Source organism: Fibrobacter sp. UBA4297 (genome assembly GCF_002394865.1).
Classification (GTDB): domain Bacteria; phylum Fibrobacterota; class Fibrobacteria; order Fibrobacterales; family Fibrobacteraceae; genus Fibrobacter.
Map to the genome: position 1 here is coordinate 47,294 of NZ_DGUZ01000008.1, position 16,007 is coordinate 63,300.

Here is a 16,007-nt window from a genome sequence, read left to right on the forward strand (position 1 = left end):
CAGCCGGACCTCTTCTCCATGTTCCACGCCCTCAAGGGTACGGAATACAAGCTCGCCCTCGGTGAAGACAGCATCGTCGACGATCACATTCCGGAACTCATGGAAGCAAACAACGTCGCTGTTGAATGCCTCAAGGACTACAACTTCCCGCCTGAAGCACGTCAGATCACGACCGACGTTATCTTCAGCCCGATGCCGGGTGGCGCTCTCACGGCCAACACGCTCATGATGCGCGAAACCAAGACCTTCCACCTCTTCCCGAAGGTTATCGAAAACATGAGTGAATGCGTCCGCCGCGGTGGTTTCGCATCCTCTGTGACGCCGGTTTCTCAGTTCTACTTCCAGCAGGCTTACATGAACACCTTGAACCAGGCTGCAGGCCGCGGTACTTGGTTCAAGATGACCGAAGGCTACGGCAAGATGCTCCTCGGTTACCAGGGCAAGACTCCTTGCGAACCGGATCCGGAACTCGTGAAGATTGCTGCCGACCAGTTCAACATGAAGCCGTTCAAGGAAGCCTATCCGGGCGTCCAGTGCGCAGAAGAAATCCTCGAACCGGGCATTCCGAAGGCCAAGGCTCTCCTCGAAGAAAATGGTCTGCCGGTTACCGACGAAACCATCTTCATCACGGGCTGCCTCCAGACGAAGGCTGGCAACAAGGGTATCGAATTCCTCAAGGGCAACCGCCACATTGGCGTTCCCAAGAAGGACCCGAACGCAGCACCTGCTGTCGACACCAAGAACATGAAGGCTGGCGCTGCAAGCACCTACCGCATCGCCCTCGGCAACCAGAGCTGGGACGTTCAGGTTCAGACCCTCAGCAAGTAAGCTTTCGCGAAAGTCAAAAGACTTCGCCCCAAGCACTGAAAAGGCTTCGAGCATCCGCTCGAAGCCTTTTTTACACCATTCAAACAAAGCTCACAAACCAGCCGAAGGGAGCATTTTCTCTCTACAGACTAGAAGCTAAACGTCTTGCCGAAGTTCACACCGAAGCCGACTTTGTCAGCAGCAAAGACGCCACCATGGAATCCGGAAGGATGATAGTAATTCAGCATCACGCCGATGTTCAATGTCTTGAGCCACATGAAATCTGTATTGAGCGCAATTACACCATTTTGTCCGAGCCTAGCTCCAACGCGCGCCGAAGAATAAAGTTTGACACCATAACCTTCATCGTCGTTATCTGCAAGACTCTTTCCAAGATAGTCACGCATATCGTCAAAATCGCCACCACCTTCAAAAATTTGGACGCCGAAGCCAAGGCCCAAAATAACAGGACCTACGTTAAAGTCAGCGCCCAATGCGATGCGTTCCTGCAAGCTCCAAAATGAATATTTTTCCTTTCCAGCCTTACTTCCCAGCCAGACGAGGTAGCCGTCATTGCACTTGCTCGCTTCAGTGCAGTCAAACGAAGCCTGCCCGCCCTTGCCACCAAAGGCTGCTTCCACGTAGAATGGATTCGAGAATCCAAACGGCCTGTAATTCAAGGCCGCCGTTCCACCTGCAGCAAACCCATCATCAATACTACGGCCAAACATTTTAGCGCCGCCAAAAGCATCGACAGACAAGGTCATAGAAGAGGAATCCCCGTTAACAGCGAGTCTCGGCTGGTGAGCGACAATCATCTGAGAAGCGCCCATCGAGCTTAAGTGTGGATTAATACAGCCACACAAAGTCAAAAAAGCCACAGATATAATACTGAAAAGAATTGATTTTTTCATTTTGTTCTCCTTCATGTTTTCAATGCTCCTTTAATATACCATAAAACGTCCATTACAACAAGGTGCCGTCACTGCAACGTAATTGATTTGACAACACAGCGTTCATTGGGCACAACAGACTGCAAATTCAAGCGGCGAGCGGACTTTGAGCCATGCGGAGTAACATCCGTATCTATAATTTCACTCAAAGGTAAAATTTTACGTACAAATCCATTTTGCAATCTACCGTTATCAAGGTTCGCGTCGGTCAACTTTTTCGAGTCAAAATAGGCAATCGTCCGCTGGCATGTTCCCGGCCAATAATCCACAACAAGATTGCTGTAATCGTCCATCGAAACAGCATTCCCAAAGTCAAAATGAACACCACGACGAGCCTTGTCAAACGCAAACTCAAGACCTGCCCCCAGTTCATCCACGTAAGGTGTTCCACGAACTTCATTCGTCCACGGGAAAAACTCATAACGTCCCGGATAAATGCTTGCAGAGCCTATATTTGGCGGGACCATCTGGTCACTTTGCGTGTTCAAGATGAGGGACACGTCTGACACAGTCACATCGCCACCATCCGAATTCAGCACTAGACGGAACCAGTGCATTCCGTTAAGCGCGCCATCATTGGCAGGCATCTGCCAACGCAACGTATGCTTTTTGCCATCGACAGGGACAGAATATTCATTCAACTGCAAATGTCCGGAACAACCCTTCAGGCGGCACACAAGAAGTTCGGCCTTCATCCAGTTGCCCTTCGGATTATCAACCTTGACACTCACTTCAAATGAAGTATTCGGCTGGATGTTTTCACCATAGTTCCAAGTAGCGACCTTCTTCCAGCCAGCCGGAACGCTAAACTTCACAGAAGTTTCTCGCTCAGTCGCATCGATATTGTAGTCGTATCGCGCATAGGCAAACGGCACCTTTCTATAAAGCCCCACATTATTGATAATGTCCGGCATCTTGGAAGCATCCATACATGATGTATTCGGTGCAAAATATCCGATAAGCTTCGGATTTCGGAACTGCCCTAATTCATAATCGTAATCATGCTTCGCAACCTCGCACAAGATGCGCCACAAATCATACTTCATGCCATCAAGCACGGACTTTCCCACCGTTGATTCTAAAGGCAACTCGATATGGCGACCGCTTATGGCTTCTGCATAGCGCGGGTGAGACGGATCTACCGCAAAAGCAGCCGTTGCAGTACTCCTATTCCCCGGATTTTCAAACGGGAATCCAACGGAAGACTGCGTAAAGCCACAATCTGAACGAATCGCCAAGTCTCCATTGCACTTCATGTCCATAGCGCTAACAGTCGGGATGAACGTACTACGGTCCTGCGTCAGCTCATCCGCACCCCAATATGTATTCAGCTTAATACTGAAAAGGAACACTTTTTCTTTCATGTTCGTGGGCATAGCATCATAAAAGCCTTCACGAAGTGAATTGTAGATAGTCGCCGCAAACGGATATGTTGAGCCTTGAATAAAGTCATACTTGGACACGCCCTTGTAATCGTCAAGCACAGCGTCATCCGTCGTCTCCTTTTTACGATTACGAGCAACCGTACCATTATTTTCAGAATAGTGCATACGGCTTACTGCAGATCCCAGCGTAAGTGGTCCCTTTTCAACATGGCGCTCCAAGTGGTAATAATTATTCTTGTGCTCAGGGCTAAAGCCCTTCAACTGTCCTTGAGAAACAAGCACTGTCGGGAATCCCTTATATTCAGCGGCCTTGCGGTAATCTTCAAAAAGGAACCTCCCCTTCGTATTCACATCAGACTTGCACGAAGCCCCATCGCACTTGTTTTCGTAAACAAGCAAATCCGCCGCCCCCTTCGAAAGCAAAATATCCTTAAACATTTGCGCCGACGACGAGCCGTTATTGGCCCAAAAGGCAACCGTATTGAAAAGGCCCATCGGCATAACAGCGCCCTGATGCGGAGAATCCAGCGACGAGAACAAGCGAATCGGAGCATCAATGGACCCACGATGCGTATCGTACAGGTAAGCTCCATAGCGTCCAATAACGCCGCCCTGGCTAATCCCCATCACGACAAAGCCATCTTCTCTCGCCCCAGGAAACGGCAAATACCGGTTATGGTTCAAGAACGAAAACAGTTGGCTCAGTACCTTGGAGTTTTCCTGAAGCGACGTCCTAACCGTTTCCGTGAACTGCACCAAGATTGGCGTATATCCTAGATTCTTAAGCAGAACCGGGAGCCACACCTGATTGATTTCATTATGCAAGTCGGTCAAAGTCTTCTTTTCTACAGGGTCTAGGTTGATCCCATCAATAATCAAGAACGGGCGTTCCAGATAGATTCCAGTCGTCGAGCTTTCATCTGCAGGAGCATCGATTATGCGGATTCGAACGGATTCTACTTTACCCGAACACGGGTTTCCATCATTATCAAACCCAACCGGGCCCAAGAGCATCTTGCCATACTCCATACAAAGTCTATCCGCATCGTTTACAAAGAACGAATAATCCTTATATGCGGCCATAACATTAGACGAAAAAAATGCCAAAAGGGCAAGCCACAATAAACGCATCATTATTTTACCTCCACAAAGAGTTTCTGTTCAACATTTCGTCCATCGCTTTTCAACTTGACGACAATAACCTGCAACCCCGATGACGGGAACTCAAGCTCCAGCCGTTCTTTTGGCGCAATCGGTTTACACGTTCCTGAAACGCATACAGAAATGGAGGGCAATTCACGCTGCTTTGTCACAACAAAATACGGGTCTAGCACGATGCTTATCTTAGAGCCACGTACAAACGATGTCGGAAGTCCAGCTGTAAGCAAATGCGCATTTTCATTTCGCATGGTCGCACATTCAGAATCGGCGCACATAGTGTATTCATATTCCAAATCCGCAACAAGCAAAGGAATAACCGTATAATCAGACCGTGCGGCGATTGCCTCCGCTTCGAAATAAAGCTGTTTCGGATTTGCCACGATGTTTTCGCGCAGCCTGTTACGAACAACAGTGTACAAATTATCATACCATGCCAACCGCGATTTTTTAGCCGTCATTTCAGTAGCGCCAATGCTGTTCGCAATTTTCAAGTGATCCAGCATGCCCACAATAAAATCCGCATCCGTTGTCGACGCAAGAGCGTTTCTCTTTTGCGCCGAATAAGCGGCACTGAATTCCGGTTCCAACGCAGGCAAAAGTCGCGGTTCACGATTCGCTGACCATGATTCCGTATTGGGAAATTCATACGTCCACGGTCCCTCCGCAACAAATTCAGAAGATGACGATTCCGAGCTTCCAGAACTTTTCACACAGCTAAACCCAATATCGTCAATAAAGAGAGTCGTATACTGGTTTTGCGGCACCTGGAAAAGTCCAATACCGATATTCGCGACATCAAATATGCCGTTCACGCCCAAATTTGCAAGCGGGATATCCAATGATTGCGTTTTATTCGCCGTCAAGTTCACGTAGTAGACGCGACTCTCCGACGAACTTTCCTTCAGCCAGACACCGAACTTTGCATTCTGTGTAGCACGGACTTTCAGCCGCAGCGCACCTCCTTCAACCCGCACCGGAAACGACGGGAACGAAAGCAATCCCTTCCAGTCACCCTCTACATTTTTAATGCCAGAAAGACGGATGTACGGAGCTTCCATTCCATCGAAATTTCCCCAGTTCGCCTTCCACTCCGGCGACTCCGGGAACGTCCTCCCCGCTTCAACCATTTGACCATTATCGCTACCGTCAGTGTACAGCGCGACGCCCTTACATTCATCGGCAAAGCCTTCAAGAGCAAACATCGCTCCCGCCAAGGCAATACCCTTAAACATCCTACAAATCATAGGATTTCCTTTATATTGACTTTGAGAATAAACAGGCCTATTCAGCCGTAACGGATTTATTTAACGATGTAAGGAATGAATATAAATAATGATATAGCAAAACGCCCCGACTAAATCGAAGCGTCAAATAAACTACAATATTTTTTTTATTGTGTAAAGGGGTCCGCTAAAAAATTTTATGAATTTTCTTTTTTCAGGTGAATGGTCAAATCACTTATATATACATCATCGACAATATTCACAGAGTACTCGTATGCTCCCGAGTAAATCATGTCCAGGCGCTTTTCGAATGTCGAAAGCCCAAGTCCGCCATTTTTGCGGTTCGACTTCCGAGGAAAATTGGAATTTTCGGAGTGGAAGTGGACTTCGTCACCCGTTTGCGCTATCAAGACATGTGCAAAACTTTTTCCGTTCGGGTTCACACAATGCTTCATCGCATTTTCCATCAAAGGCATCATCAGCAACGGCTCTATCATCATGTTCGGATTATCAAGTTTTACATCAAAGACAAAATCAAAACTTTCATCGAGACGGAGCTTTTCCAAATCGGCGTACTTTTGCAAGATATCCACATCTTCTTGCAATGTAATGTACTTGTCCTTGACTTGGTACAACATCACACGCAAAAGTTGTGAAAGTTTGTTCATAGAACTTTCGGCACGTTTCGGGTCAATTTGAATCAAAGCCGATATATTGTTCAAAGTATTGAAGAGAAAATGCGGGCTTAACTGATTTTTTAAAAAATCCAGTTCATACTGGAGGCCCATGCGTTTTTGCTCACGCAAAATAAAAGCTCGCATAATCTGACGAAGCGTCAGGTGGTAAAAGACGCAAATCAGGCAAACTAGGCTCACCAGCATTACAAAAGTTGCCACAGTACCAAAGCTAAAATGACCCTTAAGCGAAGAAAAGCAATAGGCATCAAAAAAATAAGAGACGCCATCGTCCGGAGTCCGTTCCATCACAAACAACATCACTTCACGCAAGAACAGCGTAGCAAACACCAAGACCGAGTTGCTAAGGAAATACAAGCCGTAACGTTTTTTAAAGATACAAAGCGGGACCAAGTACCTCTGGTTCAGCATAAAGATAAGCAATGTACAAAGTAACGGAAAATAGAAAGTAAGGAGACCATTTAAATTGACGCTAGAGGCGTTTGAGGGGTCCATGATAAACACCAGCGGGAACAGAAGCATAAACAGCCAAATAAGGAGCGCCGGCAAAAAAAAGGGAATCGGGAACCGAATAAATTCACGGTCGTCCTCCAGAATCTTACGAACCTTTTCTTCATTACGTTCAAAGTCCATCTCTTGCAAGACCGAGAGGAAGTTTCGCATTTTCTGGATAAAGCCAGCACTTTTTTCATTACAAAATGTAGAGCGATTGTCATTCATAGCAAAAAATGTAGTTATTTGACCACCTTTTTGACCAGTCATGACAATTTCGTGACAAAAATCACGATTTTTTTTAACAAAAACTCAATTTAACTTTTGCACGCAGCATTCTAAGTAATGACACAAGGAACTTAAAACGGAGGTAAATTTGAAAATGTAAAAATGAGGAGGTCACCATGAAAACCCTTAACAATCGAGATCAAAAAGACATTTACATGCAATACCTGAACGACATTTCTCGTTACCCGTTGCTCACAAGAGAACAGGAAACAGTATTGCTTAAGAAGTCCGCCGAAGGCAACAAGGCTGCCTTGGACATGTTGGTCAACTCCAACCTCCGCTTTGTCGTAAACATCGCTAACCTCTACAAGGGTCGCGGTCTCGACATCATGGAACTGATCAACGAAGGGAACATGGGACTCATTGAAGCGGCTCGCCGTTTTGACCGCTCCCTGAAAATCAAGTTTATCAGCTACGCCGTGTGGTGGATTCGCCAGAACATCACCCGCGCGCTCTCCGAAAAAGGCCGCATGATCCGCATTAGCGCCGAAAAGGAACTGATGCTCCGCCGTTTCAACCGCCATGCCAAGGATGTCCAGCAGGTGATTGGCGGGACCTACACGGTCAACGCCCAGTCTCTCGAAGGTCTTTCCAAGTACAAGGCCGACGAAATCGAAAAGATTCTCATGATGGGCAATTCCACATCTTCGCTCGATACTCCGGTCAATGAAGACGGAGACGCAACGCTTGGCGATACCATTTTCGATTCCGAGAGCCGCACCGATGAACTCGCCGACAACAACAACCGCGCCGAAGTGTTCGACAAGGTGATGGACAAAAACCTCTCTAACCAGGAAAAGGAAATCATCAAGCTCTATTACGGTTTCAAGATGGATTCCGACCTGAACCTGAAGGAAATCGCTCCGATGGTAGGTCTCTCCAAGGAACGCGTGCGCCAGCTCAAGGAAAACGCTTTGAACAAGCTCCGCGATGCCGAAGTTGAACGCCTCCTCTGCGAAGCTGCATAACACTTTATTGCTCCTAACAAGTTTCATACTCTCTCCTTTCGTAAAAAAACCGGCTATTCATAGCCGGTTTTTCCTTATAAGGTGGTGATTTTTTATAGGAAATTGTATTTTTAGAGCATGATGTTTAAATCTTTTTGTTTCCGCTCTGTATTCATGGCAACGCTGTCCGCGCTTTGCATCGCGAACGCCGCTACCGACAAGAAAACTCCTCCCGGAGATTTTTACGACGAAGTTTCACGATTGAACAAGGTGCTTTCCGAAGTCAACCGCAAGTACGTAGAAAACGTCAACCCGACGGAACTCACGGACGCCGCCATCAATGGCATCAGAAACATTCTCGACCCGCACACAACCGTTTTCGCTCCAAAGGATTACGAAAGCCTTCGCGTCTCGATGGAAGGTAAGTTCGGTGGAGTTGGCATCACGATTAGCCTTCGCGACAATATCCTCACAGTTATTTCGCCGCTCTCCGGCACTCCGGCATTCAAGCTCGGCATCCGTGCAGGCGACCGCATCCGCAAAATTGACGGTAAAGAAACAAAAGGCATGTCGCTCGATGACGCGGTCAACAAGCTCCGTGGTAAAATCGGCACAGACGTGACGGTCGCCATTGAACGCGAAGGCGTTCCCGACCTCATGGACTACACCATCACCAGAGCAGAAATTATCGTTCACGCCGTCCCGTATTACGGCATGGTCACTCCGGAAATCGGCTACATCAAGCTTGCCACCTTTAGCGATAAGACGACAAGTGATGTTGAAAACGCCCTCCGCAGCCTCCAGAAGCAGGGCATGAAGAAGCTCATCCTCGACATGCGCTACAATCCGGGTGGACTTCTGAACCAGGCGATTGAAATCAGCGAACTGTTCCTCAAGCCGGGTAACGTCATCGTTAGCACCCGTGGCCGCACCCAGAAGACCGAAAGTGCAGCCCGCAGAACCCCGCTCGTAAAGCCGGAAGTTCCGATGGTCGTCCTTGTGAACCAGGGTTCCGCAAGCGCTGCAGAAATTGTTTCTGGCGCACTGCAAGACTGGGACCGCGCCTTGATCGTCGGTAAGACTTCGTTTGGTAAGGGCTCTGTGCAGACAATCTTCCCGCTCGACAACCAGGGGAACGCCCTCAAGCTCACAACGGCATTCTACTACCTCCCCTTCGGTCGTTGCATCAACAAGCCTGAAAACGGCATCAAGGGCCTCGCCCTGCAAGACGAAGAATACGAAGATGAAGAAAAAGACGTTGCCAAGACTGATTCTATCAAGGCAGACACTGCCAAGCGCGACACGTTCTATACGAACAACGGCCGTATGATGTTCGGCGGTGGCGGCATCAAGCCAGACGTCGATGTGGAACTTGACCCGATGCCGTGGGTTGTCCAAGTCCAGGAACGCATGGCCATGTACTTCAAGTTCGCCGTCAAGATTCGCCCGAGCCTCGAAAAAGCCGGCGTCAAGGTGAACTCCGAATGGGCCGTGCCTGATTCTCTCTTCACGCAGTTTAAGGCATTCTGCAAGAAAGACACAAACTTCATGAAGGTCAAGAGCAACGCTCTCGTCGGCGTGGACCAGCTCGAAAAGAGCATCATCCGTGAACAGAACTACATGGGCGACAGCGCCAAGACCATTTCTGATTCTACGCTCGTGAAGCGTATCAGCGAAATGCGCAAGGCTCTTGAAGACAACCGAGATGCCCAGTTCGAAGCCAACAAGGACTACATCAAGGATGCCATCAAGCGCGAACTCCTCACGGCATTCGTGAACGACTCCGTCAGCACAGCCTTCTCGCTCAAGCGCGACAAGCAGCTGAACGAAGCCATCAAGTACCTGAGCGACATGCAGCTTTACAAGAAAGCCATCAGCGCTCCGCCGAAACAGAAGAAGAACGCCGCAAAGCCCAAGAAGTAACGGTTCAACTTGATTTCGTTAATGAACAAAATGGCCGAAGGCCTTGGACGAGCCGTAAGACGCTTCCTGAATAAGGTGGTGGGTTACGTGCTTTTCATCTGGGAACTGTTCAAGAATATTCCCGGAGCCTTCACCAACTTGCATACAACAGTCGAACAGATGTACCATGTGGGCATCACGAGCATTCCCGTGGTGTTCGCCGCATCGCTTGCAACAGGCGCCATTATGTCCTGGCAGCTCGCTTACCAGTTTGGCGACATGATTCCCATGATGTTTGTCGGTATGGCCGTCGGCAAATCCGTGATGGTGGAACTTTGCCCAATCCTTACGGCGATGGTGCTTGCAGGGCGCATTGGAGCTTCGATGTGTTCGGAACTTGGCACAATGGCTGTCACAGAACAGCTTGATGCATACAAAGTATTAGGACTTAACCCTTATAAATATTTGCTTGCACCAAGACTCATAGCAACAGTCATCATGCTTCCGGTGCTCACTATCTTGAGCATTTTCATCGGTATTGTCGGCGGTTACGAAGTCGCGCACTTGTACAAGGAAGTTTCGTTCTCGGTGTTTTTTTACGGCGTACGCATGTTCTATCAAAACTGGGACTTGGTCGTGGGCCTTATCAAAGCAACGCTTTACGGATTCTTCATTTCGAGTTACGCTTGCTTCTTCGGTTTCTTTACCCATAGCGGTGCAGAAGGCGTGGGCAAGAGCACCAAGGCAACCGTGGTTGCCGGCATGACTAGCATCCTTATTGGCGGGTTCACCCTCTCCAAATTGTTGCTTGTTTAACGCGATAAATTTGTACAAATGTTCGAAACAAAACGCACAAGCAACAAGAGCTACACGGGGAACAAAGTTCAGGACATTCAAGTTCTTTTAGAACGCGTTCTCCAGAAGAACCATATCACCGAAGATATGAACTTCAAGACCATTTCGGAGCGGTTTTCGGAGGTGGTTGGTCCCCTCCTAGTGGAGCATGTAAAGCCCGAAAAAATCGACAAAAATATATTGGTGCTTAAGGTCGCTAACTCGGTGCTAAAGTTCGAGTTAAACCTCCAAAAAAAAGCTATTATTGGTAAATGTAATACCCTCTTAGGGAAGCCTTTTATACAAGGCATACGATTCGTCTAAGAGGGGTTTAATAGAGGAATTATGGCAGAAGAAACAGAAGAAGTAAAGAAGGCGGAAGCAGATTATAGCGGTTCAAGCATTACCGTTCTCGAAGGTCTAGAAGCAGTTCGTGTCCGCCCTGCAATGTACATTGGTTCTACCGATATTCGCGGGCTCCACCACCTCGTTTGGGAAGTGGTCGACAACTCCGTGGACGAAGCTTTGGCTGGCTTCTGCAACCATATCGAAATTTCGATTTTACCGGGTAACGGCATCCGCGTCACCGACAACGGACGCGGCATTCCGACCGACATCCACCCGAAAGAAAAGGTGGGCACCATCCAGGTCGTGATGACCAAGCTCCACGCCGGTGGCAAGTTCAACAACAGCTCTTATAAAGTTTCCGCCGGTTTGCACGGCGTGGGCGTGAGCTGCGTGAATGCACTTTCTAACAAGCTTATCGTGACCGTGCGCCGCAATGGCCGCATTGTCCGTCAGGAATTTGCACGCGGTATTCCGTGCGGTCCGCAGGTCGACATTGGAGAATCTGACGGAACGACCGGTACGACTGTTGAGTTCTATCCGGACGATACAATTTTCTCCGAAACCGTCTACGTGTATGACACGCTCGCCACGCGTTTCCGCGAACTCGCATTCCTCATGAGTGGGCTGCGCTTGACGCTCACGGACGAACGCGATCCAGAACACAAGCAGACCGACACGTTCTGCTTCCCTGGTGGCGTTTCTGAATTTGTGCGCTATGTGGACGAACACCGCACACCGCTTTTTGCAGAACCGATCCACTTGGTTCTCCCCGATGGCCAGTACCCCTTGGAAGTTGCCATGTGGTACAATGACGGTTATCAGGAAAACTTCTTCAGTTTCGTCAACAACGTAAATACTTACGATGGCGGTACGCACGTGACGGGCTTCAAGACGGCCCTCACCCGTGTTATCAGTAAGTTCGCACAAGACATGCCGAAGGGCAAGAAAGAAGCGCAGATTACCTCGGACGACATCCGTGAAGGTCTTACCGCAGTTATCGCTATTAAGGTCTCACAACCGCAGTTCGAAGGCCAGACCAAGCGCAAGCTCGGCAACTCCGAAATCGCAGGCTATGTAGCTTCTGCATTCGGTGCCAAGCTCGAAGAATACTTCCAGGAAAATCCGGCTGCCGTCAAGATTATCTTGGATAAAGTTTATAACGCCGCTGTGGCTCGTGAAGCAGCCCACCGCGCACGTACACTCGCCCGCCGCAAGAACGTTCTTGAAAGTGGCGGCCTTCCGGGCAAGCTCGCCGACTGCTCCAGCCGCGACCCGAAGGAATGCGAAATGTTCATCGTGGAAGGAGACTCTGCAGGTGGTTCTGCAAAGATGGGTCGTAGCCGTGAATTCCAGGCCATTCTCCCTATCCGCGGTAAGATTTTGAACGTCGAAAAGGCAAGCCTCCACCGCGTGCTCGATACCGAAGAAATCCAGAACCTGGTGAACGCCATCGGTACCGGCATCGGCACGGAATTCAAAATTGAAAAGCTCCGCTACGACAAAATCATCATCATGACCGATGCTGATGTGGACGGCTCTCACATCCAGACGCTTCTCCTCACGTTCTTCTTCCGCTACATGCGCCCGCTCATTGACGCTGGGCACATTTTCCTTGCCATGCCGCCTCTGTACAAGTTAAAGATTGGCCAGAAAGAACGCTACCTGTTCGACGAAAACGAAAAGGACAAGGTCATGGCCGAAATCGAAGACAAGAAGAATGTCGCGATTACCCGATTCAAAGGTCTGGGCGAAATGTCGCCGGAACAGCTGAACGACACGACCATGAACCCGAAGACACGATTCCTCAAGCAGTGCCATGTGGAAGACAGCGTCCTTGCTGACCAGATTTTCAGCATGCTCATGGGCGAAGACGTGGAACCGCGCCGCAAGTTCATCGAAACGAACGCATATAAAGTCTTGAACGATTTGGATATTTAAATGAGTCCGACGAAAGCCGACTTCAAAGCCGTTTTATCCCAAGCTCGCGACTTGGTAAAAGTGGAGTTAGACAAGACAGAACAGGTCATTATGCAGGTGGCAAAGAATGCCCCCGCAGGGATTAGTGACCGCCTTGTAACGCTATTTAGTCGCAAAGGCAAGCGCATCCGTTCGACGCTCCTTTGCCTGCTCGCAAACTGCGGCTCGCAAAAGCCGGATATCGACCGTGTAGCACACGCCTGCGCAGCCGTAGAACTTTTGCACCTCGCAAGCCTCGTGCACGACGATATCATTGACGGCACGGACGTCCGCCGCGGGCAAAAGACTGCCCATCGCGAATGGGGTACGCAAGTGGCCGTGTTGATTGGCGACTATGTGCTTTCGCAGTCCATGCGTTGCGTCATTGACGAAAAAGTTCGTAACGTACCGCTGATTATTTCGGATGCAGCCGACAAACTGATTGTCGGTGAAATTCTGGAGCTCGACCATTGCGGTGACATGGGACTTTCTCGCAAGGCTTACAACGAAATCATCGATGGAAAGACCGCAGCGCTCATTGACGCTGCAGCACGCATCGGTGGCATTTTGGCTGGTTTCGACCAACCGATGGTCGAGGAATGCGCCAAGATGGGCACACACTTTGGAATCGCTTTCCAGATTATCGATGACCTGCTGGACTACGGCTATGGTTCCGTGAACATGGACAAGGCGAAGTTCACCGATCTCTCGAACGGCCTCATCACATTGCCGCTCCTCTATTACTTTGAGGACTGCACCGTAGAAGAACGCCACGAAATGGAAGGCTTTATCGCAAAGGCTTCTGCAGAAGGCATTCCTGAAAAGATTCAGGACCGTCTGTTTGCAAAGAAGAGCTTTGCGAAGGCAAAGGCCGAAGCCCAGGATCACTTGGAACAAGCGCTAGCCATTGCCGACAAATTTCCGAAGAGCAACTTCACCGAAGAAATTACCGCCATGTTCTCGAGCATGAGCGATCGCGGGAACTAAAACGGCGATACATTCTTAGAATAAGTTTATAATTAGTCAAGCCTACGAGATAATCGCAGGCTTTTTCTTTTTTTATTTTATGCTATATTTTGAGCACAAATAAATCCAAAAAGGAGAAAATGGAATGAAACTCAAACTGATTTTGCTCGCCGCAATTGCATTGATTTTTGCAGGTTGCGCCAAGAAAGCCCCCACATTTTCGGTCGCACAAACATGGACCGAAAAGCCGACAAAGCTCACGGTAGTCTTCACGGAACCTGTTGTTGAAAACCAGGACGATCTCAAGGACGACATCGAAGAATACGCAAACAACTTTGGTGAATGGTTCAAGCAGGAACTCAAGAAGGACTACGAAATGTACATTAAGGATGCCATTGCTTTGGACTATCAAAAGGTCGATTCCGCATCCATGATTATCGAAACGGATCACGTTGACTCCACAGAATTCAAGACCCCGAAGCCAGCTTCTATGGAACAGGGTAACGGGTACTACTTGGCAATCTCCAATGTACTCTTTAGCCGCAGAGAAGATGCTCACGCCAATCAAGCCTATTATTCTTCAGGTGCTGCATTTGGCGCAAACGTAAATCCGGGACAAAACAGCATGGCATTCGCAGGCGAAACGATTGTTGAAAAAGGCCTTTGGATTTACGCAGACTACGCCATCTACAACCAGTCCGGCGAACGCGTCGCCTTCGGTCACGAAGAAATCCGCAGCAAATTCGCATACGCCATGACACGCTCCGACTGGGAAAAGTGTGTTTTGGCATTCGTCAAGAGAAGCATCGCCAGAACGCCAATCCTGAAATAATCGAAAAAATACTGCCAATCTGTGAGGGTAAAACATCCCATTTAAACGAAAAGCGCGACCACAACGGTCGCGTTTTCTTGTATTTTCTTATAAATAGGAACTTGCGCGAGACGCAAAATTATTTCTTGCGCATCCAAATGGCAAGGAATGCAAACACGGACAAGAAGCAAATTACAATGATAATCCAGAACGCCACCGGAGAGCCAACAGTCGCATCGCCGTTCATGCCAAAGGGGAGCTTCACGTTCATGCCAAACAAGCTTGCGAAGAACGTCGGGAGCGATATAGAAATCGTCACGATAGTGAGGTTCTTCATGAGTTGGTTCACGTTATTGTTGATAACGCTTGCGCGCGCATCCATCATGGATGTCAAAATGTTGGCGTAAATGTTAGCCTGTTGCAGGCTCTGCCCATTTTCAATCTGAATATCTTCAAGGAGTTCGCGTTCAGCTTCGGTCCAGTTGAGGCTGCGGCCAAGCTGCAATTTGCGAAGCAGCGTATCGTTACTGTTCAAGGCGCTCACGTAGTAAATCAAGCCCTTGTTGAGGCTGAACATCGAAAGCAAATACTTGTTTTCCATCGACGTATTGAGACGGAGTTCCAAGTCATCGTTGATGCGGTTGATAATCTTCAAGTGTTCATTGAAGTGTGCAATAGCAAAGCTCAGCACGCGAAGCACAAACGTATTCAGGCTGTCAATTTTCGAGAACTTGCGTTCATCCATCACTGGAATGTCGCTGTCCGTAAGGAGCAAGACCCAGTCCTTGAAAATGAAAATTCCAAAAGATTCCACACGGAACTGGAAATTATCCTCGGCAGAATAATTCTTGGGCTTCTTAAACACGATGGTCGTAAAATCGTCATCGTATTCGATACGGGAAAGTTCGTCGGAGTCAAATGCGGATGCAATCGTATGCTCAGTGATTTCGTACTCTTTGACCAGGACGCTGCGCTGTTCCTGGCTTAACGAACCCATCATAACGATGTCTGCAGCTTCCTCGTTCGGAGCTACTGCGAGACGACCGGATTCGATTTTGTAATACTTGAGCATAGGCGCCCCCTTTATCGAACAGGCACAATATAGTAAATAGTGGGCAGTAGGAAGTAGGCAGTAGGAAGAAAAGCCAATAAAAAAAAGCTGATAATAGTAAAAGCCCCGGCTTTCGCCGAGGCAAATCCTATTTAACTGTAAGTCACTTCGACAAGCTCAGTGACCTT

General features: G+C 48.6%; 12 protein-coding genes and 1 pseudogene. 8 read left to right on the plus strand and 5 right to left on the minus strand.

All coding sequences use genetic code 11. From position 1 onward, the window contains the following. A pseudogene (locus B3A20_RS03075) lies at positions 1-828 on the plus strand (biotin attachment protein); the annotation flags it as partial. A gap of 128 nt (positions 829-956) precedes the next feature. On the opposite strand, the gene B3A20_RS03080 reads toward B3A20_RS03075, so the two are convergent. From B3A20_RS03080 to B3A20_RS03095, 4 genes are all read right to left on the minus strand, one after another. Further along, complete coding sequence (locus tag B3A20_RS03080) at positions 957-1,721, minus strand: hypothetical protein (protein WP_290761693.1); 765 nt, start codon at positions 1,719-1,721, stop codon at positions 957-959. 68 nt (positions 1,722-1,789) lie between these two features. Continuing rightward, on the minus strand, positions 1,790-4,279 hold the full coding sequence (locus tag B3A20_RS03085) for a hypothetical protein (RefSeq protein ID WP_290761695.1): 2,490 nt from the start codon (positions 4,277-4,279) through the stop codon (positions 1,790-1,792). After that, positions 4,279-5,550: a hypothetical protein gene (locus B3A20_RS03090; RefSeq protein WP_290761697.1), complete on the minus strand. Its 1,272-nt coding sequence runs from the start codon at positions 5,548-5,550 to the stop codon at positions 4,279-4,281. The genes B3A20_RS03085 and B3A20_RS03090 overlap by 1 nt, the downstream gene beginning before the upstream one ends. A gap of 176 nt (positions 5,551-5,726) precedes the next feature. Further along, on the minus strand, positions 5,727-6,986 hold the full coding sequence (locus tag B3A20_RS03095) for a sensor histidine kinase (protein ID WP_290761699.1): 1,260 nt from the start codon (positions 6,984-6,986) through the stop codon (positions 5,727-5,729). Between the two features lie 134 nt (positions 6,987-7,120). Here B3A20_RS03095 and B3A20_RS03100 point away from each other — a divergent pair, with 134 nt between their 5' ends. The 7 genes from B3A20_RS03100 to B3A20_RS03130 all read left to right on the plus strand — a co-directional run bounded on the left by B3A20_RS03100 (position 7,121) and on the right by B3A20_RS03130 (position 14,789). Next, on the plus strand, positions 7,121-7,972 hold the full coding sequence (locus B3A20_RS03100; RefSeq protein ID WP_290761701.1) for a sigma-70 family RNA polymerase sigma factor: 852 nt from the start codon (positions 7,121-7,123) through the stop codon (positions 7,970-7,972). Between the two features lie 117 nt (positions 7,973-8,089). Then, on the plus strand, positions 8,090-9,874 hold the full coding sequence (locus B3A20_RS03105; RefSeq protein WP_290761703.1) for a S41 family peptidase: 1,785 nt from the start codon (positions 8,090-8,092) through the stop codon (positions 9,872-9,874). 21 nt (positions 9,875-9,895) lie between these two features. Next, complete coding sequence (locus B3A20_RS03110) at positions 9,896-10,669, plus strand: MlaE family ABC transporter permease (RefSeq protein WP_290761705.1); 774 nt, start codon at positions 9,896-9,898, stop codon at positions 10,667-10,669. 18 nt (positions 10,670-10,687) lie between these two features. Continuing rightward, on the plus strand, positions 10,688-11,011 hold the full coding sequence (locus B3A20_RS03115) for a DUF721 domain-containing protein (protein WP_290761707.1): 324 nt from the start codon (positions 10,688-10,690) through the stop codon (positions 11,009-11,011). A gap of 21 nt (positions 11,012-11,032) precedes the next feature. Continuing rightward, positions 11,033-12,973, plus strand: coding sequence for a DNA topoisomerase (ATP-hydrolyzing) subunit B (gene gyrB / locus B3A20_RS03120; protein WP_173561388.1), 1,941 nt, complete (start codon positions 11,033-11,035; stop codon positions 12,971-12,973). Further along, positions 12,974-13,978 (plus strand): polyprenyl synthetase family protein, encoded by a 1,005-nt coding sequence (locus tag B3A20_RS03125; RefSeq protein ID WP_290761710.1) that lies wholly within the window; start codon positions 12,974-12,976, stop codon positions 13,976-13,978. 124 nt (positions 13,979-14,102) lie between these two features. Further along, the gene (locus B3A20_RS03130) at positions 14,103-14,789 is read left to right on the plus strand and encodes a hypothetical protein (RefSeq protein ID WP_290761712.1); all 687 of its coding nucleotides are present in this window, start codon (positions 14,103-14,105) and stop codon (positions 14,787-14,789) included. Positions 14,790-14,907: 118 nt separating this feature from the next. Here the strand turns inward: B3A20_RS03130 and B3A20_RS03135 are convergent, their stop codons facing one another. After that, the gene (locus B3A20_RS03135; RefSeq protein WP_173561382.1) at positions 14,908-15,840 is read right to left on the minus strand and encodes a magnesium transporter CorA family protein; all 933 of its coding nucleotides are present in this window, start codon (positions 15,838-15,840) and stop codon (positions 14,908-14,910) included. Positions 15,841-16,007: the final 167 nt, after the last annotated feature.